At 72.2% G+C, this 25,023-nt stretch carries 22 protein-coding genes; 7 read left to right on the top strand and 15 right to left on the bottom strand.

Going from position 1 to position 25,023, the window contains the following annotated elements; genetic code table 11:
• The first annotated feature begins 55 nt into the window (after positions 1-55).
• Complete coding sequence (locus ACZ6C1_RS14885; protein ID WP_469240968.1) at positions 56-2,146, top strand: ATP-binding SpoIIE family protein phosphatase; 2,091 nt, start codon at positions 56-58, stop codon at positions 2,144-2,146.
• Positions 2,147-2,221: 75 nt separating this feature from the next.
• On the opposite strand, the gene ACZ6C1_RS14880 is transcribed toward ACZ6C1_RS14885, so the two are convergent.
• The 3 genes from ACZ6C1_RS14880 to ACZ6C1_RS14870 form a co-directional block, all read right to left on the bottom strand.
• Positions 2,222-3,028: a class I SAM-dependent methyltransferase gene (locus tag ACZ6C1_RS14880; protein ID WP_469240966.1), complete on the bottom strand. Its 807-nt coding sequence runs from the start codon at positions 3,026-3,028 to the stop codon at positions 2,222-2,224.
• A gap of 90 nt (positions 3,029-3,118) precedes the next feature.
• On the bottom strand, positions 3,119-4,156 hold the full coding sequence (locus ACZ6C1_RS14875) for an AI-2E family transporter (protein WP_469240964.1): 1,038 nt from the start codon (positions 4,154-4,156) through the stop codon (positions 3,119-3,121).
• 163 nt (positions 4,157-4,319) lie between these two features.
• Positions 4,320-5,312, bottom strand: a complete 993-nt coding sequence (locus tag ACZ6C1_RS14870) for a pirin family protein (RefSeq protein ID WP_469240962.1) — start codon at positions 5,310-5,312, stop codon at positions 4,320-4,322.
• Positions 5,313-5,588: 276 nt separating this feature from the next.
• On the opposite strand from ACZ6C1_RS14870, the gene ACZ6C1_RS14865 reads away from it, so the two are divergent.
• Positions 5,589-6,809, top strand: coding sequence for a sensor histidine kinase (locus tag ACZ6C1_RS14865; protein ID WP_469240961.1), 1,221 nt, complete (start codon positions 5,589-5,591; stop codon positions 6,807-6,809).
• Here ACZ6C1_RS14865 and ACZ6C1_RS14860 read toward each other — a convergent pair.
• From ACZ6C1_RS14860 to ACZ6C1_RS14815, 10 genes are all read right to left on the bottom strand, one after another.
• On the bottom strand, positions 6,758-7,495 hold the full coding sequence (locus ACZ6C1_RS14860; protein WP_469240959.1) for a class I SAM-dependent methyltransferase: 738 nt from the start codon (positions 7,493-7,495) through the stop codon (positions 6,758-6,760). The genes ACZ6C1_RS14865 and ACZ6C1_RS14860 overlap by 52 nt on opposite strands.
• Positions 7,496-7,565: 70 nt before the next feature.
• Positions 7,566-8,252: a response regulator gene (locus tag ACZ6C1_RS14855; protein WP_469240958.1), complete on the bottom strand. Its 687-nt coding sequence runs from the start codon at positions 8,250-8,252 to the stop codon at positions 7,566-7,568.
• 184 nt (positions 8,253-8,436) lie between these two features.
• Positions 8,437-8,835 (bottom strand): hypothetical protein, encoded by a 399-nt coding sequence (locus ACZ6C1_RS14850; protein ID WP_469240956.1) that lies wholly within the window; start codon positions 8,833-8,835, stop codon positions 8,437-8,439.
• Positions 8,836-8,846: 11 nt separating this feature from the next.
• Complete coding sequence (locus tag ACZ6C1_RS14845) at positions 8,847-9,884, bottom strand: LLM class flavin-dependent oxidoreductase (RefSeq protein ID WP_469240955.1); 1,038 nt, start codon at positions 9,882-9,884, stop codon at positions 8,847-8,849.
• A gap of 20 nt (positions 9,885-9,904) precedes the next feature.
• A complete protein-coding gene (locus ACZ6C1_RS14840; RefSeq protein WP_469240952.1) occupies positions 9,905-11,755 on the bottom strand; it encodes an ABC transporter ATP-binding protein in 1,851 nt (616 codons plus the stop codon).
• Positions 11,748-14,936, bottom strand: a complete 3,189-nt coding sequence (locus ACZ6C1_RS14835; protein WP_469240950.1) for a lantibiotic dehydratase — start codon at positions 14,934-14,936, stop codon at positions 11,748-11,750. Before ACZ6C1_RS14835 ends, ACZ6C1_RS14840 begins: the two co-directional genes overlap by 8 nt.
• Before the next feature lie 19 nt (positions 14,937-14,955).
• A complete protein-coding gene (locus ACZ6C1_RS14830; protein ID WP_469240949.1) occupies positions 14,956-16,266 on the bottom strand; it encodes a lanthionine synthetase C family protein in 1,311 nt (436 codons plus the stop codon).
• 78 nt (positions 16,267-16,344) lie between these two features.
• Entirely contained in the window at positions 16,345-16,527 is a 183-nt protein-coding gene (locus tag ACZ6C1_RS14825; protein ID WP_469240947.1) for a hypothetical protein, read from the bottom strand.
• Between the two features lie 163 nt (positions 16,528-16,690).
• Positions 16,691-17,287, bottom strand: a complete 597-nt coding sequence (locus tag ACZ6C1_RS14820; RefSeq protein ID WP_469240945.1) for an LURP-one-related family protein — start codon at positions 17,285-17,287, stop codon at positions 16,691-16,693.
• Positions 17,288-17,365: 78 nt separating this feature from the next.
• On the bottom strand, positions 17,366-17,809 hold the full coding sequence (locus ACZ6C1_RS14815) for an SseB family protein (protein ID WP_468337796.1): 444 nt from the start codon (positions 17,807-17,809) through the stop codon (positions 17,366-17,368).
• 199 nt (positions 17,810-18,008) lie between these two features.
• Between ACZ6C1_RS14815 and ACZ6C1_RS14810 the strand changes: the two genes are divergently transcribed.
• The gene (locus tag ACZ6C1_RS14810; RefSeq protein WP_469240943.1) at positions 18,009-19,835 is read left to right on the top strand and encodes an acyl-CoA dehydrogenase; all 1,827 of its coding nucleotides are present in this window, start codon (positions 18,009-18,011) and stop codon (positions 19,833-19,835) included.
• A 184-nt stretch (positions 19,836-20,019) separates the two neighbouring features.
• Here the strand turns inward: ACZ6C1_RS14810 and ACZ6C1_RS14805 are convergent, their stop codons facing one another.
• Entirely contained in the window at positions 20,020-20,472 is a 453-nt protein-coding gene (locus ACZ6C1_RS14805; protein WP_469241237.1) for a DUF6083 domain-containing protein, read from the bottom strand.
• A 143-nt stretch (positions 20,473-20,615) separates the two neighbouring features.
• On the opposite strand from ACZ6C1_RS14805, the gene ACZ6C1_RS14800 reads away from it, so the two are divergent.
• From ACZ6C1_RS14800 to ACZ6C1_RS14790, 3 genes are all read left to right on the top strand, one after another.
• On the top strand, positions 20,616-21,908 hold the full coding sequence (locus ACZ6C1_RS14800; RefSeq protein WP_469240941.1) for a M18 family aminopeptidase: 1,293 nt from the start codon (positions 20,616-20,618) through the stop codon (positions 21,906-21,908).
• A 67-nt stretch (positions 21,909-21,975) separates the two neighbouring features.
• Positions 21,976-22,200, top strand: a complete 225-nt coding sequence (locus ACZ6C1_RS14795; protein ID WP_073756639.1) for a DUF6458 family protein — start codon at positions 21,976-21,978, stop codon at positions 22,198-22,200.
• Positions 22,201-22,252: 52 nt separating this feature from the next.
• Complete coding sequence (locus tag ACZ6C1_RS14790; RefSeq protein WP_469240939.1) at positions 22,253-22,624, top strand: hypothetical protein; 372 nt, start codon at positions 22,253-22,255, stop codon at positions 22,622-22,624.
• 3 nt (positions 22,625-22,627) lie between these two features.
• Here the strand turns inward: ACZ6C1_RS14790 and ACZ6C1_RS14785 are convergent, their stop codons facing one another.
• Positions 22,628-24,466 carry an NHL domain-containing thioredoxin family protein gene (locus tag ACZ6C1_RS14785; protein ID WP_469240937.1) on the bottom strand — a complete coding sequence of 613 codons (1,839 nt, stop codon included), beginning with the start codon at positions 24,464-24,466 and terminating at the stop codon, positions 22,628-22,630.
• A gap of 56 nt (positions 24,467-24,522) precedes the next feature.
• On the opposite strand from ACZ6C1_RS14785, the gene ACZ6C1_RS14780 reads away from it, so the two are divergent.
• The gene (locus tag ACZ6C1_RS14780; RefSeq protein ID WP_469240935.1) at positions 24,523-25,005 is read left to right on the top strand and encodes an LURP-one-related/scramblase family protein; all 483 of its coding nucleotides are present in this window, start codon (positions 24,523-24,525) and stop codon (positions 25,003-25,005) included.
• Positions 25,006-25,023: the final 18 nt, after the last annotated feature.

Below are 25,023 nucleotides of genomic sequence, written 5' to 3'. Positions count from 1 at the left end.
TCGCCGGGGCGCAGCTCGGTGGCGGTTGATCCGTTCATCTTCTTAGAGTGGGGCAATGCGCACCGAGGACGTCCTGGCCGCCATCGCGACCGGCCTGTGGCGCTGGGACAACGCATCCGGGATCGTCTCCCTCGACGCGGAGGCCGCCCGGCTGCTCGGGCTGCCCGCCGAGCCCGCCGAGCTGACCGAGGCGGCGGTGCGCTCCCGCTTCCACCCCGTCGACTGGAACGAGATCGACGGGATCGTGAACCTCGCCGTGGCGGAGGGCACCCTCGCCGAGGCCCGGCTGCGGATCATGAACGAGAGCGGGCGGGTGATCCGTACCGTACGCAGCCGGTCGAAGCCGTTCCTCGAGGGCACCGACTACCAGCTGGTCGGGACCTTGCAGGAGGTCGCGGAACCGCAGCCCGGGACGGCGGCCCGTACGCCCGTCACGGGTGACTGGCGCCGCTCGCGCGAGGCGTTCCTGCTGGACGCGGGGCGGGCGCTGGCGGAGGCGCGGTCGACGGCCGAGGTGCTGCGGGTGGCGGCTTCGCTGTCGATGCCCGGCTTCTCGCCGGACGGGCTCGCGGTCTTCGGCGTCTCGGGCGACCGGCTGACGATCATCGGTCATCACGGGCACAATCCCGGCGACGACGGGCCGTTCTCGGAGATGCCGCTGGACACGGACTATCCGGCGGCGGAGGTGGTACGCACCGGGCGGGCGATCTATCTGCCGACGCCGGAGGAGTACCGGGCCCGTTTCCCGGCGACCTGGCCCCTGGCGCAGCGTTTCGGCAGGGAGTCGTGGGCGTTCCTGCCGCTGATCGTCGCGGGGCGCACGATGGGCGCCTGGATGGCGGCGTTCACCTACCCGGTGTCGTTCACGCCGGACGAGCGGTCCGTGCTGACGACCGTGGCCCGGATGCTGGCGCAGGCGCTGGCCCGCGCGGGGGTCGCCGAGTCGGAGCGGGAACTGTCGCTGGGTCTCCAGCGCACGATGATGCCGGTCCTGGGGCCGGCGATCCCCGGCATGGAGGTGGCCGCGCGGTACGTCCCGACCGGCGGCGGGCTCCAGGTCGGCGGCGACTGGTACGACATGATCCAGTTGCCCGGTGGCCGTATCGCCCTGGTGATCGGCGACGTCCAGGGGCACGACGTGCGGGCGGCCGGGCTGATGGGCCAGCTGCGGATCGCGCTGCGCGCGTACGCGTCGGAGGGCCACCGTCCCGACGCGGTGCTGTCCCGGGCCTCCCGCTTCCTGTACGGCATCACGGACGGGGCCGAGGGCGACCACGGGGCGGCCCGGTTCGCGACCTGCCTGTACCTGGAGGTGGACCCGGCCACGGGGACGCTCGACATCGCGCGGGCGGGCCACCCGGACCCGGCGATCCGGATGGCCGACGGCACGGTGATGCTGCGCCCGACGGCGGGCGGCCTGCCGCTCGGCATCGTCCCGGACACGGACTATCCGACGACCCGGCTCACCCTGGAGCCGGGCGAGACCCTGATGATCTGCACGGACGGCCTGCTGGAGACCGGCGGACACGACCTGGAGACCGGCTGGACCCGTATCCGCACGCTGCTGGAGCGGCACGACACCGAGGGCGAGTCGCTGGAGGTGCTGGCGGACAGCCTGGTGCAGGCGGTGCACGGGCCCGGCTCGCACCACACCACCGGTCCGCTCGCCGACCGCCGCGAGGACGACATCGCGGTGCTGCTGCTGTCGCGGACGGGTGCGCCGCTGCGGACGACGGCGGCCCGGCGTACCGCGATGACGGTGGCCCAGGCGGAGCCGGAGCGGATCGCGGCGGCCCGGCAGCACCTGCGGGAGCTGCTGCACGACTGGGCGGACCCGGAGCAGGTCGATTCGGCGGTCCTGATGGTGTCCGAGATGGTCACCAATGTGCTCGTCCACACCGACGGTGACGCGCTGCTGGTGGCGGAGGCGACCGGCGACCACGGCAAGCGGCGGCTGCGCGTCGAGGTCGCGGACGCCAGCGACGAGCTGCCGCACCGGCGGCGGCCGGGCGAGATGGCGTCGTCGGGGCGCGGACTGATCCTGATGGAGATGCTGGCGCACGAGTGGGGCGTGGACCCGCGGGGCGAGGGCAAGTCGATCTGGTTCGAGCTGCACGAGGAGCGGGACGGGGACGCGGAGCTCTAGGGCCTGTCCTTCGGATCTCCGACCGGGCGCGCGTGCCGCGGCACGCGCATCCGCGGCGTGATCCGAAGAGCCGCCCTAGACAGCCGTGGCCGGGTGGGTGAGGCGGAGCTTGGACTGGCCGTGCGGGAGCCGCTCCCAGTCGTCCATGAAGTGGGCGGCCAGGCCGTGCTTCTGGGCGAGCCGCACCAGCGTTTCCGTGCGGTAGTAGAAGTCCTCGCCCAGCACCTGGTGCTCGTGGCCCTCGGTGCGGTCGAAGGTGAAGTCGAAGAAGCCCCCGGGTGCCAGGACGCGGCCGACGTGCGCGAGGCACTCGTCGATGACCGCCAGGGGCGAGTGGGAGAACACGCTGTGCGCGTGCACCACGGTGAACCAGGAGTCGGGCAGGAAGTCCAGCCGCAGGTTGTCGACGGGCGTCAGGTACGGCATCTTCCGCTGGAGTCCGTAGCGTACGAGGGTCTTCTTGGCCTCGATGAGGATGTCGGGCGAGATGTCGATGCCGTAGTAGTGGCCGGGCTCCAGGTGTTCGATGAACCGCCAGCCGGCCCGGAGGTTGCCGCAGCCGATCTCCAGCATCCGGTCCTCGGGGCGCAGCCCGTGCTCCACGAGGTAGTCGTACTGCATCTGCCCGATGGCCAGCCAGCGCGCGTGCGACGGCGCGCCGCCCACGGCGGCTTCCGGGCTGCGGGCGGTGTCGGACGCCATCACGGCCCGGTAGTACGCGACGTGGTCGCCGCCGTGCTTCAGGCGCAGCCGGGCGTTACGGGCCGCCCGGCGCAGGTGGGGCACCACCCGCTGGGGGTGCGTCAGCGCGTACCGCACCTTGTGGCCGAGCCGGGAGCGGTTCTTCAGCAGGCGTGGGTCGGGTGGTGTCTGGTGCGGCATGACGGCCTCCGTGCGTCGCCGGGCTGCCCCCTGCCGCGGATGCTAACCGGGCCGGGGCCGGACGGCCGCCAGGACACGGCCGCGGACCGGCTACGTCCCGTCCGCCGCGTACCGGGTCCGCAGCTCGCCGATCACCCCGAACGCGGCGGCCGTGAGCGGCACGGCGAGCAGCATGCCGAGGACTCCGGCGACGGACGCTCCGGCGGTGATGGTGAGCATGACGACGGCCGGGTGCATGCGGACCATGCGGCTCTGGATCACCGGCTGGAGGACGTGCCCCTCGAGGAGCTGTACGGCGAGGACGACGCCGGCCGCCCACAGGGCGATGACGACGCCCCGGTCGGCGAGCGCCACGAGGACCGCCACCGCCCCCGAGATGAACGCGCCGAGGTACGGGATGTATGCGCCGACGAAGACCAGCGCGCCCAGCCCCGCGGCGCCCGGGACGCGCAGGATCAGCAGCCCGGCGGTGATGAGGAGGGCGTCGATCAGCGCGATGAAGGTCGTACCGCGCATGAATCCCTCCACCGCCCCGAAGGCGCGGCGGGCCATGGCCTCGACCTGGTCGGCGCTGCCCCTCGGCACGAGGGAGCGCAGGGACCGCACGGCGCGGCCGGAGTCGCGGAGGAAGAAGAAGACGAGGAGCAGCGCGAGCACGGCCATGGCGATCACTTCGCCGACGACGCTGAGCCCGCTGATGACCCCGGACGCGGCCGTGCCGCCGAACCTGCCCAGCAGGTTCCTGGCGTTGGCGGCGAGGTCGTCCAGCGAGGTGCCGGCGGCGCCGAAGTACCGGGCGAGGTCGGTGGCGGCGCGGCGCAGCGAGGTGATGATCTGGTCGCCGGTGTCGATGAGTGCGGCGACCACGAGGTAGCCGGCACCGCCGACGACGGCGACCACGGCCGCGCAGGTCAGCCCGGCGGCCAGGGACCGCTGGACCTTCATGGCGACGAGCCGCCGGTACAGCGGCCCGAGCAGGGCGGTCCCGAGCAGGGCGAGCAGGACGGGCGTGACGGCGGTCTGGAGCGTCACGCACAGCCATACGCCGACGGCCGCCACGCCGGTGACGAGCAGGACGACCACGCACCAGGCGGCGATGCGCCGGACGGGTTCGGGGAGCGTGTGCACCCCACCACGCCACCACGCCTCCCGGCCCCCCGCCCCCTAACCGCCCCCGCCCGAGTGACACCCCGTCAGACCCGAGCCGGCCCCCCGCAGGTCCTGCCCCCCGCCCGTCAGGGCGGCGAACCCGGCCGGGTCCGCGGACCGTCAGGTGGGCGGGGCGGGGGTGTCAGGCGCCCGGGGTGATTTCCGGGCCCTGGCCGTCCTGCATTCCGTGGACCGCGGGGATCCGGCCGAGGCGGCCGGCCTGGAAGTCCTCGAAGGCCTGGCGGAGTTCGGCTTCGGTGTTCATCACGAACGGCCCGTAGTGCGCCATGGGCTCCCGGATGGGCTGTCCGCCGAGGAGGATGACCTCCAGGTCCGGGGCGTGGCCGTCCTGCTTGTCGTCGGCGCGGACGGTCATCGAGCCTCCGTCGCCGAAGACGGCCGTCTGGCCCATGTGGACGGGGTGCCGTTCGGTGCCGACGGAGCCGCGCCCGGCGAGGACGTACGCGAGGCCGTTGAAGTCCGGCCGCCACGGGAGGGTGATCTCCGCGCCGGGACGCAGGGTGGCGTGGATCATGGTGATCGGCGTGTGCGTGATGCCGGGGCCCTCGTGGCCGTCGAGCTCGCCGGCGATGACGCGCAGCAGGGCGCCGCCGTCGGGGGAGGTGAGGAGCTGGACCTGGCCGCCGCGGATGTCCTGGTAGCGGGGGTCCATCATCTTGTCCCTGGCGGGGAGGTTCACCCAGAGCTGGAGCCCGTGGAACAGGCCGCCGGACATGACGAGCCCCTCCGGCGGGGCCTCGATGTGCAGGAGGCCGGATCCGGCGGTCATCCACTGGGTGTCGCCGTTGCGGATGGTGCCGCCGCCCCCGTTGCTGTCCTGGTGGACGAAGGTTCCGTCGATCAGGTAGGTGACGGTCTCGAAGCCGCGGTGCGGGTGCCAGGGGGTGCCCTTGGCCTCCCCGGCCCCGTACTCCACCTCGCCCATCTGGTCCATCATGATGAACGGGTCGAGGTAGCGGTAGTTGATCCCGGCGAACGCGCGGCGCACCGGGAAGCCCTCCCCCTCGAAGCCGCTGGGCGCGGTGGTCACGGCCAGCACCGGACGCGGCACCGCACCCGCGGGCGAGTCGACGCGCGGCAGGGTGAGCGGGTTCTCGACGGTTACGGCAGGCATGGCGGGTCCTCCTCGGGGCCACCCCTCCGGGCGGCATACCCCCAGATTAGTTGAAGAATGAACTTCCTGCCAGGGGAACACGGCCCGGCGGCACCGCATTCCCGCCCGGCACCGCGCCTCCACACCCCCGCGCCGCACTCCACCCCCGCACCCCCGCGCAGTACCCGCGAGCGGCTCGGTGATACTGCATCCACCGTCGCAATGATCAAAAGCGATCAGATCAGAAGCGATCCGATCCATGGCGATCAGATCAGTAGCGATCAGTGAGGAACACCCGTGTCCCAACCCGCGCGCCCCTCCCCTCCCACGCCGGTACGACGCCGCCGGCGCCTCACGGACCGGGGCACCGTCACCGACTGGGTGATCGCGGCCGGGGCGGCCCTGGAACTCCTCACCCTGGTCGGCGCCCTGGACGCGGAGTCCGCGGTCGTCTGCCCGCCCGCCCTGCTCGCGCTCGTCCTGCGCCGCCGCTTCCCCGTCCTCGTCCTGCTCGCGACCCTGCCGTCCATGGCCACCGGCCACCTCTGGCTGGCGCCCATGATCGCGATGTTCACCGTGGCGGCCGAGCTCTCCCGCCGTCCCGCCGTCATCGGCTGCGCGGCGGCGCTGTTCGGGTCGTCCCTGTGGTGCGGACTGGACGCGGAGCCGGACATGGCCTGGCCCGACCACCTCGTCACCGTCCAGATCGCCCTGATGTTCAGCATCGGGCCGACCGGCCTGGGCCTGCTCGCCCACACCCGCACCGAACTGCGCTCCCGCCTGGCCCAGCTCACCGAGAGCCAGGCGCGCGGCCGCCGTCTGGAGGCCGAACAGGCCGTGGCGCGAGAGCGCTCCCGCATGGCCCGCGAGATGCACGACACCGTCTCGTACCACCTGGGCATCGTCGCCGCGCAGGCCGGCGCCCTGTGGGCCACCGCGCCCGACGACACCGTCCGGGAGGACGCCGAGACGATACGCCGCCACAGCGCCGACGCGATGCGGGAACTGCGCGAGGTCGTCGGCGTGCTCCGGGGCGGGGGACCGGGCCCCGGCGACGAGGCGGGCCACGCCCGCCTGGCCGACCTGCCCGCCCTCGTCGAGGAGAGCCGGCTCGGCGCCACCCTGGACCTGACCCTGCCGGACGACGACCGCGCCTGCGCGGCCGCCGTCGAGCGGGCGGCCTACCGCACCGTGCAGGAAGCCCTCACCAACGTACGCAAGCACGCCCCCGGCGCCCCGGTGACCGTCTCGGTGAGACCGTCGGACCGGCGGGACGCCCTGGTCGTCGAGGTGCGCAACGGCCCCCCGGCCGCCCCGCCGGCCGACGTCCCCGTCAGCGGGTTCGGGCTGCGGGGCCTGAAGGAGCGCACCGCGCTGGCCGGCGGCCGGCTGGAGGCCGGGACCACCGACGACGGCGGGTTCCTCGTCCGTGCCGTGCTGCCGCTCGGCCCCGGCGCGGCGGCGCGTCAGGCGTCGCGCTCGTACACCGACACGTGCCGGAGGCTGGAGGCCGTGTAGGGGCTGCCCGACCAGTCCTCCCAGCGGTCCACGAACCGCAGCCCCGACAGCTCGGCCAGCAGGTCGATCTCGAAGGGGAAGGCGTACCGCAGGACGTGCTCCCGGGTCTGCGGGGGCCCGCCGTCGAGGATGGTGTGCGTCCCCAGCATCAGCTGCTGCGACCGGTCCACCGTCAGGGTGTCCAGCATGACGGCGCCCTCGTCGAGGTGGCGCATGGAGAAGTCCGGCTTGTCGAGCGTGTGGTACGGGGCCGGGTCGAACGCCTCCAGGACGAACCTCCCGCCCGGTACGAGCTGTTCGCGCACCAGGCGCAGACAACTGAGCTGCTGCTCCTTGGTGACCGCGACGAAGAAGGTGTTGAGGACCAGCGTCACCACGTCGAAGGTCAGACCCGTACCCTCCTCGGTGAAGTCGCCCAGCACCGTGGTCACCGCACCGTGCGGGTCGCGCTTGCGCAGCTCGGCGAGCATGGCCTCCGAGCCGTCGATGCCGTGCACCTGGAACCCGCGCTCGGCGAGCGGCACCGCTATCCGGCCGGTGCCGACGCCGACTTCGAGGATCCGGCCGCCCGGCGGCGCCAGTTCGGCGATGAAGTCCACCGCGAGCGCGGTGTCGTGGTCGATGGGGTACATCCGGTCGTACACGCTCGCCAGCTTCTGGTCGTACAGCGCGTTGCCGAAGGCCATGGGTGTCTCCACAGGGGTCGGGCCGCCGGCCGGCCCGGCGCCCCTGTGAGACCGGCTCGGTGAGCCCGGTTCAGTGAGACGCCGCCATGGCCAGCGGACGGGATGAGGGGGAAGCGGTGGCGGCCGTGACGCTGTGCGCCAGCACCGCCGCCTGGACGCGATTGGCCAGGCCCAGCTTGGCCAGGATCGCGCTGACGTGTTCCTTGGTCGTGGACGGGCTCATCAGCAGCCTGCGTCCGATGTCGGCGTTGGTGAGCCCCTCGGCGAGCAGTTCCAGCACCTGCTGCTCCCGCTCGGTGAGGCTGTCCAGTCGCGGGTCCCTCGGCACCGGCTGCGCACCGCCGCTGAGGTATCCGTCGACCACGACCCGGGCTGCCGCCGACGACAGCACCGTGCCGCCCGCCGCCAGGACCCTTACCGCGTCGGTCAGTTCGCGCGGTGTGGCGTCCTTGAGCAGGAACCCCGATGCCCCGGCGCCCAGCGCGGCGGCGATGTCCTCGTCGGCCGAGAAGGTCGTCAGGACCGCGACCGCCACCCGCAGGCCACGGGCCCGGAGGGCGGCCAGTACGGACAGTCCGTCGACGTCCGGCATGCGCAGATCCAGCAGCACCACGTCGGGCCGGTGGATCCGCACCGCCTCGACGGCGTCCCGCCCGTCACAGGCGGCGGGCACCTCGATGTCCGGTTCGCTTTCCAGAATGCGCTGCATGCACGAACGCAGCAGTATTTCGTCGTCGACAATCAATACGCGGATCATCACGCCCCCTTGCGAGCGGCCTCCCCGTTCGGCCGCTTAGCCGTGATCAACATATCAACCATGTCGGAGGGGGTGATTCAGGCGAGTTGAGTGACGAGCGGGTCGAGGGTCCAGTGGGTTCAGGGGCGGCCGAGCCGAGGAGCCGGTGAGTTCGGGGGCCGGACGGGCCGAGGGACGGGCCGGCTCAGACGCGGGCCGCCATGGTGTCGGTGATGAGCTTCACCATCGCCGGGTCCCAGGTCGGCACCAGCAGCTCGACCGTTCCCGCGCCCGCCGCCTCGCAGACGAGGGTCGTGCCGCCCCTGCCGCCGCCCGTGGCCACCTCGCCCGGCGAGGTCAGGCGGAGGTTCTCCGCACCGGTGCGGTCCAGCACGGCGCCCGCCCTCGTCAGGGTGAGCCTGCCCCGCCGCATGGGGCCCGGGCCCTCGGCGCGCACCCGGTAACGGCAGCGCAGCACCGTTCCCTCACCGCGCCGGAACGACGCGATGCGGCGGGCGGAGACGGTCTTGTCGAAGGTCCTGCCGAAAAGCCACAGAGCCAGGTCCATCAGCGAATGCAGGGCGAATTCCAGCAACAACAACATGCAACGGCTCCTCAGCTAGAACGAATGGGTGTCGTCCGGCGCCGGTCGAGCGCCGGTCCCACGCGGGCCTGCCGTGCCCGCACCGCGTCCACGATGTCCCGCACGTCGGTGAGCGCCGCTTCCACGCCCTCGGTGAGCAGGACCCCCGCACAGCTCAGTGCGACATCCGTCGCCCCCGCCTCACCGTAACCGGTCAGGTGGCCGGCGACCTCGTCGGGTGTGCCGTAGCAGAACACCCCGCCGTCGACGAGCGCCCCCGCCCCCGCCCACGGGTCCGAGGCGTCCACGTCGAGACCGGCCGTGCGCAGCATGGCCGCGTAGTGCTCACCACCGAGGTGGAGTTCGTGCGCGGCGAACGCCAGCTTCCTCGGGTCCCGGCCGGGCCTGCGCACCGCGCACGGCACGATGGACGTCACCCGGGGCACGGCCCGCTCCCGCGACGTGGCGCCCCGCTCCAGGGCGGGCACGAGCTGCTCCCGGAGGTAACCGGCGGGCGTCAGCAGCGTGATGGCCACGTCGGCCACCTGACCGGCCGTGTACGCCATGCGCGGCCGCAGCACGCCCACGCCGAGGGACACGGGCGGGTGGTCGACCTGGAGCAGGGCCTCGTCGAGGGCGACGTACCGCCCCTGGAAGTCCACCGGCTCGCCGTCCAGCAGCCTGCGGACGACCGTCAGGTACTCGGCGATCGCCGTGCGGGGGCTCTCGTAGGGCTCACCGAGCAGCGCGGTGACGAACTCCGGGTCGCCCGTGCTGAATCCGGCGACCACTTCCGTCCCGGTGAGCAGGGCCAGCGACCTCGCCTGGACGGCCGCGTCCAGCGGATGGCGCAGCGCGGTCAGGGAGACGCTGGTCCCCACGGGCACCGTGAGGCCGCGCCCCGCCAGGTACGCGAACGCCTGGTGGGTGTCGACGAGCACCGACTGGCCCATGAAGAGGCGGCGCATCCCCAGTTCGCGGACGGTGGTGGCGAAGGCGGCCACGTGCTCGGGCTCGTACGCCATCAGGGGATACATCAAGGACAGGGAGCTGTGAGGAGGCTGGGACACAGGGCTTTCCGTAGTCGTCGTCATGAGGCCGTGGGGGACGGCGTGGGGAGGTAGGCGTCGGCCTGGAGGCGGAAGAGGCGGGCGTACGTGCCGTCGCGGTCCAGCAGTTCCTCGTGGGTGCCCTCCTCGATGAGCGAGCCCTTGTCCATCACGAGGATCTTGTCCGCGATGCGTACGGTGGAGAACCGGTGCGAGACGACCAGTGACGTGGCCTGTGCGCAGATGGTGCGCAGCCGCCCGAAGATGTCCGCCTCCGCCTCCGGGTCGATGGCGGCCGTCGGCTCGTCGAGCACCGCGATGGGCGCGTCGCGCAGGAAGGCGCGGGCGAGGGCGATCTTCTGCCACTGCCCCCCGGACAGTTGCCGCCCGCCCTCGAAGTGCCGGCCCAGCGTGGTGTCGTACGCCTCGTCGAAGCGCTCGACGAACGCGGCGGCGCCGCTGGACTCGGCGGCGGCCCGGATCCGGGCGGTGTCGTCGAGGTGCTCGACGCGGCCGAAGCCGATGTTGTGCCGTACGGGCAGTTCGTAGCGGATGAAGTCCTGGAAGACGACGCCGATGTTCCGTTGCAGGTCGGTGGTGTCGTAGTCCTCGATGGGCACGCCGTCGACGAGGATGTGGCCGCTCGTCGGCTCGTACAGCCGGGACAGCAGCTTCACGATGGTGCTCTTGCCGGCGCCGTTCTGGCCGACGATGGCGCAGCAGGTGTTGGCCGGGATGAAGCAGCTGAAGTCGTCGAGGGCGACCGTGTCGGTCCCCGGGTAGCGGAAGGTGACGTGGCGGAATTCGATGCCGTGGACGAGCCGGCGGGGGAACGGCCGCGTCCCGCCCGTGATCCTCCCCTCGGGCAGCGACAGGTAGTCGAAGAGGTTCCCCGTGAACAGCGTGTTCTGGTAGAGCGTCGCCACCCCCAGCAGCAGCCCGGACGCCGCCACGTGCACCGCGCCCAGCGCCTGGAGGTACCCGGCCAGCTCACCGAGCCGGCCCGTGGACGTGGTGGAGCGCAGCGCGAAGACCAGCGCCCCGGACGAGGCGAGGACGGTGACCAGTCCGAGCCCCGCGGACCAGGCGTGCCGGCGGCGTGCCAGCGAGCGGTCCACCTGGAAGAAGCCCCGCACCAAGGAGCGGTAGCGGTCCACGAAGTAGGGGCCGAGCTGGTACAGCTTCACTTCCTTGTACGACGCGTCCGTCGTCGTGAGGTCCTGGTAGTAGAAGGCGCGCCGCCGGTCCTGGGCGCGGTGGTACTCGATCGCGTAGCCCTGCTTGCTGAAGACGATGTGCGCGGCGAGTGCCGGCAGCGGTGCCAGCAGGATCGCCAGGGCGATCCAGGGGTGCCACGAGAACAGCACCGAGCTGACCATCACCAGGGAGGCGAGCGAGGTCAGCGTCCGCATCATCTCGTCGAAGACCTCGAACGCCGTCCCGCTGCCGCTCTCCCGCAGGGCGCGCTGCAGCCTGTCGTAGGACTCGGGGTCCTCGTAGGCGCTCAGGTCCATCGTGGTGCCCTTGACCATGACCCGTTCGCCGATCTTGGCCGTGAACTCCAGCTGGAGCAGGGTGTTCAGGTACTGCGCGCCGGACGACACGATGTGCTCCGCCACGGCGAGCAGGACCAGTCCGGCCGCCGCCCTGGTCAGGACGTCCATGGCTCCCGGTACGCCGGTGAAGGCGTCGGCGACCGCCTGGACGGCGCCGGCGGTGAGCCAGATCCCGGCGGCCGGCACGGCGGCGGTCAACAGGGTCAGCACCGCGTGGGCGCCGACCCGCGCCGGGCTCAGGCCCCAGAAGGTGCGCAGCGCCAGCCACCAGTAGCGCAGGTCGCGGGAGAGCCGCCGGTTCTCCTCCAGGGACTCGGGGGTCTCCCGGTCAGTCACGGGGCCTCCCCTTCAGGCAGCTCAGCACATGGCCCCACACCAGGTAGCAGCGGTTCTCGGCGGGCCGGTCCATCGGCAGCAGCCGGTTGACCTGCATGTGCGCCAGGCTCGCGAGGATCGCGTCCCGGGTCCCCCACAGCGTGCCCGCCGCTTCGGCCTCGGCGACCGCACGCGCGGCCCGGCGTACGGCATCCGCCTGCCGGTCCAGGACGGCGGCCAGGCGCTCGTGGTGGGCGCGGCCGAGCGGGTGCGGGCGGCGGTCCCACGGGGCGAGCAGCTCGCACAGGTAGTCCCGGTCCTTCTTGTACCGCTCCCGCGCCTCCTTGTCCTCCGCCGGGCGTGGCATGGCGGCCAGCCGCTCCCGGACGTCGAGGCCCCACTGCGCGTACAGGGCGTCCACGGCGGCGATCGTGACCGCTTCGGGGTCCAGCTCCTTGTCCCACGCCAGGCGTACCAGCTCCGTGCTGACCTCGCTGTTGGCCTCGAAGAACCGCTCGATCGCGTCGTACGCGGCGGGGCCGCCGTAGCGGCTGATCTCCGGGTAGTAGGTGGCCAGTTCCAGCCGGGACGCCAGGCCCCGCCGTACCAGGGACTCGCCCCAGGTGAGGAGGGTGTGCGTCGCGGTGCCGGACCGGGAGGCGGAGCGGGTCCTGACCCGGATCCGCAGGTGCGGGTCGGGGTCGGCGTACCGGATGTAGAACCACCGGTCGAGGTCGACGGCACCGCGCAGGTCACGGAGGAGTACGGGCAGTTCGGTGGCGGCGATCTCGTCGTGCAGGTCCCGTGCCGCGTACAGCTTGAGGTAGGTCCAGGCGGAGCCGGGCAGGTGCCCGACGTGCGCGGCGGGGTCGGCCTTCCGGCTGATCCCGCCGGCCGGCGCGGCGCCCGTCTCCTCGTGCGTCACGCCGTGCCTGGCGAGCAGCGGGACCACCACCTCCGACAGGTGTCCGCGCCCCTCGCCGTCCCGCAGCCAGAGCTGGTCGTCCGCCGGCCCCGGCAGCGCCTCCTGGATGGTCACCGCGTCCGTCGCCGCACGCAGGTCGGCCAGCAACTCCGCCACGCAGGCCGGGTGTTCCAGGTCCAGCAGCAGCCGGTTGTCGTCGTCGGCCAGGTACACGTGGCGCGGCACGTTCCAGGTACGCCGCCACTCCGCCACGTCGTGCGCGGAGCGCGGCACGTCACCGCTCCTGGGGTGCAGCGTCCACTGGGCGGCCCGCAGCACCACCCGGCCGCGTACGACACGGGGGAGGTGGGGCGCGCCCTCCACGGGGCCCCAGGTGAACCCCGCGGGGATGCGGTAGCGGGCCCGGGAGACCTCCAGCAGGAAGCGGCACACGTTGGGCGCGCCGAGCGGGCTGAGCATGTGGTTCTGGACGACGACGAGTTCACGGCCGAGGCGGGCCGAGTAGAGCCGCAGGCCGTCGTCGGTGGCGCCGACGTGGATGTCGGCCAGGTCGATCACGTACTCGGGGGAGACCGAGGCGGTGACGTTCACCGGTATCTCGTGGTCGTGGACGGCCGGCCGGATCGCCACGTTCGCGCCGCGCCCATGGGCGGGCAGGTACGACAGTTCGGCGAAGACGACGTCCGGTTCCAGGGCCTCGCGGGCTCGGGCGTACGCGCGGAGGCGGTCGGTGACCGTCTCGTCGAAGAGGTGGAAGAAGCGGCCGAAGGTGCGCCCGCCCTCGCCGAGCCCGTCGCTGTTGAGCACGGCACGCCAGCGGCCCTCGTCGACGGCCCGGGTGTCGGCCGCCTCGATCTGTACGTACGCGTCCAACGCCGGGCAGGGCCTGCGGGAGTCGGTGGCCTGCGCGTCGGGGGGCAGCAGCCGCTCCAGCACGGCGTCGGTCAGCTCGACCTCGTCCGCGCCACGGCGCCAGGCGTCGGCCGCGAGCGCCACGAGCTCCCGCGCGGTGTGCGGCGAGCCGCTGCCGCCCGGCTGGTCCATGACCATGGCGCGGGGCGGGTTCATATAGCCGTTGGGGGCGTCGAGTCCGCGCTCGGGGCTGAGGAGTTCACGTACGGGCACGAGGGCGTCGGAGCCGTACCGCTCCATGAACGCCTGGTGGTACGGGACGAGGTGCTCGTACCCGCCGGGGTCGGCCACGCTCAGCCGGGCGAGGCAGCCCACCGCCTCGGCGACCTCGTCGGCGACCCGGGCGCTCAGCCGGGTCCCGGTCAGGCCGAGGCGCGAGTCGACCTGGAACGGCTGGCCGGTGTGGTCGGGGACGAGGGCACGCTGGGTGGCGCGCAGCCGCTCCAGCGTGCCGGTGTCGCCGGCGGTCGCCCGGCGGGTCAGCTCCACGACCTCGCGCAGGGGACCGGTGGTGTCGTCCGGGACGCCGGCGGCGACGAGGCGCCCGAGGACGTGCTCCTCGGGGCGCGGGTCGGTGACGGCGGGGCGCAGGTCCGTGACGAGGAGCCCGAGCTGGACGAGTTCGGTGACGAACGCGGCGGTGCGCTCGGGGCCGGCCTGGGGGAACCGTGCGTTGAGCTCCGCCACCACGTGGGCGAACGGTACGGGCGACTTCGCCACGCGGCGGACGTGGTCGAGCGCCGCCGTGGCGCGGACGCGTACCGAGCGGCGGTCCGCCTTGCCGTGGACGTCCGACGACGGCAGGACGAGCCGGTCGCCGACCTGGTGGGCGAGGGCGTTCATGGTGACGTTCAGCCGGGCCAGGTTCTCCGGATCGGCCTCCACCCGCTTCACCAGGGCGAGGAGCCAGCCCATGTCGGCACGTACCCGGGCCGAGGCGACGGTGCCGTCCGCGAGCCGCGCGGTGGTGTGGTCGCCGAATTCGGCGACGCCCACGCCGGAGAACGCGCCGAAGGGGGTGGGCCGGGTGCTCATCCGGGTGAGGTAGCGCAGGGCGCGCGAGTGGACCCGCCGCTCGCTCCCCCGTCCCCCGCCGGCTTTGGCGAGCCCGCCCGGCTCGGGGAGTCCGCCCGGCTTGGCGAGCCCGTCCAGCTCGGCGGGCCCGTCCGGCCTGGCGAGCCCGCCCAGTTTGGCGAGCCCGTCCAGCAGACCGCTGCCGGCGGCCACCAGGCCGTGGCGGACCCGCTCGTCGTCGGCCACAGCCCGGAGGGGCCCGTCGGCGGTGGACAGGGCGGTGCGCCAGGCGGCCACCGGAAGTGCCGGTGCCCGGAGGAGGCAGAAGTCGAGGGCGTCGTACCGGGGCATGGCGTTGATGGGAAATCCTTCACTGATCACTGAGGAGGAGCGCTTTCCACCAGGTGGGCCGGTGTCCGGTGACGATCGCCCGGAGCGTCATGGCGATGCCTGCCGCGCCGGTCAGCAGTCCCGGGTTGTCGACCAGGTGGCCGGTGGTCTCCCGGTCGCGGAAGACCAGCGGGTGGTGGTCGGGGTCGGCCGCCGCCACGAGCCGCTCCACGAGGCCGGGCAGGGCGCGGGCGGCCCCGGCACTGCCGCGCCGGGCGAACGTGTACGCCAGGGCGGCGAGGCCCGCCACGCCGTGGCACACGGTCGGCGTGTCGTGGCCGCCGCCCCGGGCGAGTACGCCGTCGAGCGCGGTGAAGGCCTGGGCGGCCAGGGCGCGGTCCCCGGTGGCATCGGCGACCGTCAGCAGGGCGGCCGCGATCCCGGCGGTGCCGTGGCACCAGGCGGGCATCGCCTCGGCGCCCTCCGACGTCCCCTCCCGCCCGTGCGCGGTCACCGGGACGGCCCGGGGCCACTGCAGGTCCCGCCCGCCGGCCGTGCCGACGCGGAGGAGCCAGTCGGTGAGGCGGGCGAGCGCCTCCCGGTGCCCGGGCCTCCGGTACCCCTCGCGCCAGGCCACGGCGAGCGCGGCGGCCATTCCGGCGGCCCCGTGGGACATTCCGGTGTCGACATATCCGTGTGGATACGTGGACTCCAGCGCGCCGTAGGGCGAGTAATGCGCCGGTGAAACCATCCAGCGCGCGAGTACGTCATCGTCGCCCGCCAGCCACAGCAGATGGTCCAGGCAGTGCTCGACGGCCTCGGACACTTGGGGGCTTTTGTGGGGCGTGGTGCTCAGGTGGACCAGAATTCCGGCACTTCCGTAGACCAGGTCGTAGTCGTGGTCGGAGACCGTTCCCCTCCGCCGCGGCCACGTCCTTTCCCGTACCTGCCGGGAAAGCCGTTCGTGGAGTGCGCGCAGGCTGGGGAGGAAGCGTGGTTCGTCCTCGCAGCAGTCCGCCAGGACGAGGGCGAGTCCGGCCGTGCCGTCGAAGAGGCCGGGATGCGCCAGCGGGGTCCGGGTGGTGGCGTCGAAGGCGGCGCGCAGGAACCGGAACGCCGTCTCCGCCCGGTCCTCGGCCCCGGTGCGTGCCGCGTGCAGGTGCAGCAGGGCGAGCCCCGCGTGTCCTTCGCTCAGGGAACTGCCCGACCACAGGGTCAGATCGGTCTGTCCGCCCGCCCGCGCGGCGTGTGCCTCCGCGCGCTGTGGGGTGTCCAGGCGTTCCCTGACCAGGGCGGTGAGGGTGTCCGCCCGCTCGGCGAGGCCGGCGGGGAGGGTGGGTGCGGGATTCATGGGCGCCGATGTCGTCGAGATGCCGAGGGCGGCGGTTCCTCCGATGTGCGCGGAGGAACCGCCGTTACCGTCGGACCGTCAGCACTTGCCGTTGGTGCGGACCGCGGCGCAGGCAGCCGTCAGCTTGATCGTCTGCTTGATGGTCTGCTTGACGGCCCACTTGCTGGCGACGCGGGAAGCGACGCTGGCGACCGGGGAGAGCGACGTCTCGGCCGGGTCGGCGGAAACGGTCACGCGGGCGTCGAGGTGAAACTCGTCCATGGGTAAACAGCACCTTTCAGGCAGGAATGCCTGTGTTGCATTCTGCGAAATAACGGAAGGCTGATGTGCCTCCGGGAAAGGAAATTACCGACGCCGCCCGGGGCCGGGGTACCCGCCGAGTTTCCGTTCTTCCTCCCCCCACCCGGGGGGTGTGGCCGGCCGGTCAGCGGGCCTGGAGGGCGTCCAGGGCGACGGCCATGCAGAAGGCGAGCCGGCGGTCGAGGGCCGGATCCTGGATCCGTATCGCGTACTGGTCCCGGAATCCGATCTTCCGCTCCACCGACATGACGGGCTGCCCCTCCCGTACGAAGTCGAAGTGGTAGACGAACGGCACCGGGAGCGGGAACGGCAGCACCGCGTCGACCACTTCCCAGCCACGGCGGGCCAGCGCGATGCCCAGGCTGCGCTCGGTGCCCCTGGCCGCCTGCTCCTCTTCCCCGGTTCCCTGGGTCAGATGCCAGGTGGACCGGAGCAGGGACGCCTTGGCGTCCTTGCGGAACGTCCCTATCGGGGTGCTGTCCGGCCCCGTCACGTCATAGGTGGCGCCCAGGTCGATGACCTGCCGGGACTTGAAGCCGCCGAGCACCTCCGAGCGGTCCTCGCCGGTCCAGAGCGTGATCTCCTCCTTGAGCATGAACCGCTTCTGCTCGGCGAAGGCGACGACGTCACCACCGCCGTCGTCACCGGACCCGGTGATCATGTACCGGTTGACGAGGGGGGTGATCTTCTGGGTCATCAGGAACTCGCTCAGCTGCTGCATACGAGGACGGTAGGCAGCGCCGGCAGGCCTGTTCGTACGCCTGAGGTCGGATCAGCGACCCCGACACATGGCGGGGGTTCAGCCGTACATCCGCCGCATGGCGAAGTCGACCATCTGCTCCACGGCCTTCGCGTCGAACACCATCCGGTGGTCGCCCTCCATGTCGAGGACGAAGCCGTACCCGGTGGGCAGCAGGTCGATCACCTCGGCACCGGTGATCACGAAGTACTTGGACTCCTTGCCCGCGTACCGGCGCAGCTCCTTGAGCGACGTGAACATCGGGATGACCGGCTGCTGGGTGTTGTGCAGCGCGAGGAAGCCGGGGTTGTCACCGCGCGGGCAGTAGACCTTCGAGGTCGCGAAGATCTGCTGGAAGTCCTCGGCCGACAACGACCCGGTGGTGAACGCCCGCACGGCGTCCGCGAGCGAGGGCGGCGACGGCTCGGGGTACAGCGGCGGCTGCTGCGCGTACCCCTGCTGGGGCTGGGCGTACGCGCCCTGATTCTGCTCGTACCCGTACATGCCGGTAAGCCTACCGAGCCCCGGCCCGGCGGGGGCGGGCCCGGCGGATACGGCCGCCCCGGGGGCCCTGGCCGCCGCGTAACGCGTCACAGATTGCCCGATAGGGGTTGCTCTTATTACCGACGGGTAGCATCATCGTAGCTACTTGCTGGTACGTGTACGAGGATTCCGCCTCCCCGAGCCTTACGGAGCCGTCGCCATGGGGCACTACAAGTCGAATCTCCGCGACATCGAGTTCAACCTCTTCGAGGTCCTCGGGCGCGACAAGGTCTACGGCACCGGTCCGTTCGAGGAGATGGACGTCGAGACCGCCAAGAGCGTCCTGGACGAGATGCGCCGTCTCGCCGAGAACGACTTCGCCGCGTCCTTCGCGGACATCGACCGGAACCCCCCGGTCTTCGACCCGGAGACGAACACCGCGCCGATCCCGGAGACGTTCAAGAAGTCCTACAAGGCCTTCATGGACTCCGAGTACTGGCGCCTCGGCCTGCCCGAGGAGATCGGCGGCACCACCTCGCCCCGCTCCCTGATCTGGGCGTACGCGGAGCTGATCCTCGGCTCCAACCCGGCGATCTGGATGTACTCCTCCGGCCCGGCCTTCGCCGGCATCCTCTTCGAGGAGGGCAACGAGGCGCAGAAGAAGATCGCCGAGATAGCCGTGGAGAAGCAGTGGGGCTCCACCATGGTCCTCACCGAGCCGGACGCCGGCTCGGACGTGGGCGCGGGCCGCACCAAGGCCGTGCAGCAGGAGGACGGCTCCTGGCACATCGAGGGCGTGAAGCGCTTCATCACGTCCGGTGAGCACGACATGGCGGACAACATCCTCCACTACGTGCTGGCCCGCCCCGAGGGCGCCGGCCCCGGCACCAAGGGCCTGTCCCTCTTCCTGGTGCCGAAGTTCGAGTTCGACTGGGAGACCGGCGAGCTGGGCGAGCGCAACGGCGTGTACGCGACGAACGTCGAGCACAAGATGGGCCTGAAGGCGTCCAACACGTGTGAGCTGACCTTCGGCGACAGGCACCCCGCCAAGGGCTGGCTGATCGGTGACAAGCACGACGGCATCCGCCAGATGTTCCGCATCATCGAGTTCGCCCGCATGATGGTCGGCACGAAGGCGATCGCCACCCTCTCCACGGGCTACCTGAACGCGCTGGAGTACGCCAAGGAGCGCGTGCAGGGCCCCGACCTGGCGAACTTCATGGACAAGACCGCCCCGAAGGTCACCGTCACGCACCACCCGGACGTGCGCCGCTCGCTCATGACGCAGAAGGCGTACGCGGAGGGCATGCGCGCCCTGGTCATGTACACCGCCGCCGTCCAGGACGAGATCCAGATCAAGGAAGCGGCCGGCGAGGACGCCAAGGCGCTGCACGGCCTGAACGACCTGCTCCTCCCGATCGTCAAGGGCTACGGCTCCGAGCGGTCCTACGAGCAGCTCGCCCAGTCGCTCCAGACCATCGGCGGCTCCGGGTACCTCCAGGAGTACCCGATCGAGCAGTACATCCGTGACGCCAAGATCGACACCCTGTACGAGGGCACGACCGCCATCCAGGGCCAGGACTACTTCTTCCGGAAGATCGTCCGCGACCAGGGCGTCGCGCTGAACACCCTCTCCGAGGAGATCAAGAAGTTCCTGGCCGTCGGCACCGGCGGCGAGGAGCTGGCCCCGGCCCGCGACGCGCTCGCCAAGGCGGCCGTGGACCTGGAGGCGATCGTCGGCAAGATGCTCACCGACCTCACCGCCACCGGCGAGGACGTCAAGAACATCTACAAGGTCGGCCTCAACACCACCCGCCTCCTGATGGCCTCCGGTGACGTGGTCGTCGGCTACCTGCTGCTGCGCGGTGCCGCCGTCGCGGCCGAGAAGCTGGAGACGGCCTCCGCGAAGGACGTGGCCTTCTACCAGGGCAAGATCGCCGCCGCGAAGTTCTTCGCCGCGAACATCCTGCCGGGTGTCTCCGTCGAGCGCGCCATCGCCGAGGGCATCGACAACTCCCTGATGGAGCTGGACGAGGCCGCGTTCTAGTCCCGGATCGCGACCGGTCCCAGGCGGCCCGCCCCCCGAGGTTCCCGGGGAGCGGGCCGCCGTCGTTAAGCGGGCGCCGTCTTCAGCGGGCCGCCGTCGTTCAGCGGGCCGCCGGGACGCGGGTCAGCGGACTCGGGTCAACGGGACGCCGGGACGCGGATCACCGGGACTCGCCGGACGCGGGTCAGCGGGCGGTGCACACCGAGAAGTGGCTCACCCGGCAGGTGGCCGACGGGACCGCCCCGCGGAGCTGGACCGCCGTGCCGTCACCCGTGACGTACCACCGCTCGCCGCGCGGGACGCCCGCGACGGGGCGCTCGCCCGGCTCCATCGCCACCCAGCGGCCGTGCACCGTGCGGTGCCACCGGGCCCGGGCCCCGCAGAAGCGGCAGGTCGTCGGCGAGCCGGCGAGCCGCGGCCGAGGCGCCGGTATCGCGGCACGCGGCTTCGCCGGGGCCGAGGCCCGCAGCGCCGCGGCCGTCACGGGCAGGATGTCCCCGAGGCGCACCGGGTCCCGGTCGGGGGTTCCCGTCGCCGCAATGGTGCACGCCGCGCAGAGCGGCATCCCGAGCGCGGCGCTCCACTCGGCACCGGGTGTTTCGCATGCGGCACAGACGGGCGAGACGGGCGTGGTCATCGTGGTCACCAGTGCACCTCCGGTCGCGACCGGCGAGTCAGCGGACTGCTGTCCCGCAACGTGTTCCGATAGTCGCAGCCGCCACTGACAACGGGCCGTCGGTGACCGCTCCCCGCACCCGCCCCGCCCGTAGAGTGAGGGCCATGAGCAGCTCACCCGCCCGCTTCGACCGCGGCCACACCGACGACCTCATGACCTTCCTGGCGGAGTCCCCGACGCCGTACCACGCCGTGGCCAACGCCGGTGAACGTCTGGAGAAGGCCGGCTTCCGGCGGCTCGACGAGACCGCCGCCTGGGACGGCACGAGCGGTGGAAAGTACGTGGTCCGCGGCGGCGCGATCATCGCCTGGTTCGTACCGGAAGGCGCCGACCCGCACACCCCGTTCCGGATCATCGGCGCCCACACCGACTCGCCCAACCTCCGGGTCAAGCCGCAGCCCGACATGGGCGCGCACGGCTGGCGGCAGGTCGCCGTCGAGACGTACGGCGGGACCCTGCTCAACACCTGGCTGGACCGCGACCTGGGCCTGTCCGGACGGCTGACGCTGCGCGACGGGAGCCACCGCCTGGTGAACGTCGACCGGCCGCTGCTGCGGGTGCCGCAGCTCGCCATCCACCTGGACCGGCAGGTCAACGAGGGCCTCAAGCTGGACCGTCAGCGGCACATGCAGCCGATCTGGGGCCTGGGCGACGACGTCCACGAGGGCGACCTGATCCGGTTCGTGGCCGAGGAGGCGGAGGTGACCGCCGGGGACGTGGCCGGCTGGGACCTCATGGTGCACGCCCTGGAGGCGCCCGCCTACCTGGGCCGGGACCGGGAGCTGCTGGCCGGTCCGCGGATGGACAACCTGCTGTCGGTGCACGCGGGCGTGGCCGCCCTGGCCGCCGTATCGGCCGCCGGGGACCTGGAGTTCATCCCGGTGCTCGCCGCCTTCGACCACGAGGAGAACGGCTCCGAGTCCGACACGGGCGCCCAAGGGCCCCTCCTCGGCGGGGTCCTGGAGCGGTCCGTCTTCGCGCGTGGCGGCGGCTACGAGGACCGGGCGCGCGCCTTCGCCGGAACGGTCTGCCTGTCCTCGGACACCGGTCACGCGGTCCACCCCAACTACGCCGAACGCCACGACCCCACGCACCACCCGCGCGCGGGCGGCGGCCCGATCCTCAAGGTGAACGTCAACCAGCGGTACGCGACGGACGGCAGCGGCCGGGCCGTGTTCGCGGCGGCGTGTGAGAAGGCGGGCGTGCCGTGGCAGACGTTCGTGTCGAACAACGACATGCCCTGCGGCACGACGATCGGCCCGATCACCGCCGCGCGCCACGGCATTCGGACCGTGGACATCGGCGTGGCGATCCTGTCGATGCACAGCGCCCGTGAACTGTGCGCGGCCGACGACCCGTTCCTGCTGGCCAACGCCCTGGTGGCCTTCCTGCGGTAGTCCGCCCCGCGTAGGTGTTGCGGGGCGGGGTACCCGCAACACCTACGCTGACGAGGAGGCGGGAATCATGGGCCTGGGTGGCTGCATCATTCTCATAGCGGTCGGGGCGATCCTCACCTTCGCGACCGACTGGGAAGCACAGGGCGTCAATCTGGACCTGGTGGGGCTGATCCTGATGGCGGTCGGCATCATCGGCGTCGCGACGTTCACGAGTATCGCCAGGCGCCGCAGGGCGGTCGTTCCGCCGGTGGCACCGACGGTGGTCGACCCGACCGACGAGCGGCGCTACTGAGCCGTTCACGAACGAAACATCCGCGAAAGGCCGTGCCTGACACCGTGTCGGCATGGTTCTGCTGGGACAACAGACGGCTCTCGTACGCCACCGGGGGCCGAGGCGGCGGGTGTTCTGGAGCGCCGTCGCAGCGGCCGTGACGCTGGTGGTGACCATCAGCGGCTACACGGTCCGCGTGTACGGCGAGCGGCCCCCCTGGGGCACGGACATCGCCTATGAGGCGGGTTTCCTCCAGGGCAGCCGCGTCCGCCACTTCGACATGAGCGGGGAGCGGGTGCGCGACCTGCTGGACGGCGGCTGCGCGCGTATGGAGGCGCAGGGGCTGGGCGGCCGGAAAGCCACCCACAACCCGGCGGTGTGGGTGGCCGGTTGCATGGACGGGGCGGCGGGCAGGCCGTCCCGTCACCAGGGCCTGGCGTACTGACCCCTACGCGGTGTCCATTCCCGCGAGGATCAGCGGCAGCCGGGTGGCGCCCGACTCGGTGACCTTCACCGGCACGCCCCAGTCCTGCTGGTGGACGTGGCAGGCGGGGTACTCGTTGGCGGGGTCGTCGTCGCAGGACGCGGCCATCGCGGACACGTGCAGCACGCCCTCGGTGACGGCCGGGTTCAGCGCCAGGTCCCGGGACAGGTCGCTGCCGGTGCCCTCCCCCGAGGCGAGCAGTTCCGGCGGTGTGGAGGACACCAGCAGCCGCGTGGAGGGGCCGTAGCGCTCGTCCAGCTTCTGGCCGGTCGGCGCCCGGAAGACGACGTCCAGCCGCAGGGTGCCGGGCGCGATCTCGGTCGCCTCGCGCTGCGTGCGGTGGGCGACGGCGTCCACCTGGACGGCTTCCTCCGGCAGCCGCAGCCGGGTCAGCCGGTGGCGGGCCGATTCGACGACCACGATGTCGTCGCCGACGAGCACGGCGTCACTGGGCTCTCGCAGGTCGGTGGCGAGGGTGGTGACCTCGCCCGTGGCCGGGTCGTAGCGGCGCAGGGCGTGGTTGTACGTGTCCGACACGGCGACCGACCCGTCGGGCAGGGCGGTGACACCCAGCGGGTGCTGGAGCAGCGCCTGGCCGGCCTCCCCGTCGCGGTGACCGAAGTCGAACAGGCCAGTGCCCACGGCGGTGTGGACGGCTCCTTCGGGGTCGACCCACCGCAGGGCGCTGGTCTCGGAGTCGGCGACCCAGAGGCGCTCGTCGGTGGCGGCGAGTCCGGAGGGCTGGGCGAACCAGGCCTCGTCGGCGGGCCCGTCGACGAGGCCCTCGTTCGTCGTGCCGGCCGCGACGCGCACGGTGCCGTCCTCCGGGTCGTACGCCCATAGCTGGTGGACGCCCGCCATGGCGATCCACACCTCGTCCCGCCACCAGGCGACGTCCCACGGCGACGACAGGGCGACCTCGCGGGCGGGCCCGGCGGTGGGGGATCCCTGCCACCACTGGGCACCGGTCCCGGCGACCGTGGACACCTCTCCGGTGCCGGGGTTCAGCACCCGCAGGGCGTGGTTGACGGTGTCGGCGACCACGACCCTGCCGTCGGGCAGCCGGCACAGCCCCTGTGGCTCGTTGAACCGCGCCTCGTCGGCCTTGCCGTCGGCGAGGCCCCGCTCGCCGGTGCCGTACCGGCGTACGACGGTCTCGCCGTCCGCCGCCAGCTCCACCACCTGGTGGCGGGTGGTGTCCGTCACCAGGAGGTTGCCACCGTCGAGGAGGAGCGCCTTGCCGGGGAACCGGAGGTGCGTGGCGACGGGCTCGGGCGGTACGTAGGGCCCGTCGCCGCGCCGCAGGGTGCCCTTGGCCTCGTGCTCGGCCTCCAGTTCCTCGACGAGCGTCTCGATCGCCCTGGCGTGGCCCTCACCGGCGTGCTGGGCGACCACGTACCCCTCGGGGTCGATGACGACGAGCGTCGGCCAGGCCCGTACGGCGTACTGCTTCCAGGTGGCGAGTTCGGGGTCGTCGAGGACGGGGTGGTGGACCTCGTACCGATCGACGGCGTCGACGACGGCCTGGTGTTCGGCCTCATGGACGAACTTCGGCGAGTGCACGCCGACGATCACGAGGGTGTCCCGGTGCTTCTCCTCCAGCTCGCGCAGCTCGTCGAGGACGTGCAGGCAGTTGATGCAGCAGAAGGTCCAAAAATCAACAACAACGCACTTACCTCGCAGGTCGGCGAGGGTCAGATCCTTCCCGCCGGTGTTCAGCCAGCCACCCTTGCCGATCAGCTCGGGGGCACGGACACGGGCACGGCGGGGCGCGGGGGTGGGCGCCGGCACGGCATCGTTCATGGTTCAAGCTTGCCATTGGCCTGTCGGCGTCCGGTCCGAGCGGGTACCCGTCCGTCATGAGATACCTGGTACGCGACAAGATCTTCGCCATCGGCGACGACTACTGGATCGAGGACGAGAACGGCCGCCACGCCTTCCTCGTCGACGGCAAGGCCCTCCGGCTGCGCGACACGCTGGAGCTGAAGGACCCGGCGGGGCGGGTGCTGGTCACCCTGCGGGCGAGGGTGCTCAGCCTGCGCGGGGCGATGACCATCGAGCGGGACGGGCGGGTGCTCGCGACCGTCCGCCGCAAGCGCCTGTCCCTGCTGCGCAACCACTACCACGTGGCCCTCGAGGGAGGTGCGGAGCTGGACGTGAGCGGACGGATCCTGGACCGGGAGTTCACCATCACCCGGGGCGGCGATCTGCAGGCGCACATCTCCCGGAAATGGCTGCGGGTGCGCGACACGTACACGGTCGACGTCGTCCGTGACGACGCCGACGCGGCCCTGCTGATCGCGGTCGCGGTGTGCGTGATCCGGCTGGCGGAGAGGGACTGACCCCGGCCGCGCACCGGA

The organism is Streptomyces sp. NPDC041796 (assembly GCF_055590785.1).
Note: the sequence above shows the minus strand (reverse complement) of the source record. Positions and strands in the feature narration are given on the sequence as shown.